This is a genomic window from Cupriavidus sp. 8B, from assembly GCF_054589115.1.
In genome coordinates, this window is the sequence record NZ_BAAILO010000307.1 from 1 (window position 1) to 325 (window position 325).

Below are 325 nucleotides of genomic sequence, written 5' to 3' on the forward strand. Positions count from 1 at the left end.
CTTCTTTGTGTTCCGCCTGGACGCGCCTAGCCAGCCACCTATCTATCTGGTCTGCGGCATCGTCAAAGGCCGCCCCCGCGTGGGCTTCGATCAGGTCGTGCACGACGAGAAGACGCTCGCCCAGCTTGCGGCCGATTTCCCGACGAAGTGCGACGGGGACTTCAAGCTGGTGGGCAACGCGCCGGAGCTGATGGCATTGTTGCCGACCGACCGCCGGATCACGCACCTTCCTTTTGCGCTGGAAGCGTTGGCCGCGCAAGCCGGCGCGGGAGCACTGCTGAAGAAGCCCGGTGCATCTTCCCAGCGCAAGCGGTTGCTTTTGCTC

The 325-nt window shown here is 64.3% G+C and carries 1 pseudogene; it reads left to right on the forward strand.

What is annotated here, in order from left to right:
- Window positions 1-79: 79 nt before the first annotated feature.
- Window positions 80-325 (forward strand): annotated as a pseudogene (locus ACYP5B_RS30885) (ATPase); the annotation flags it as partial.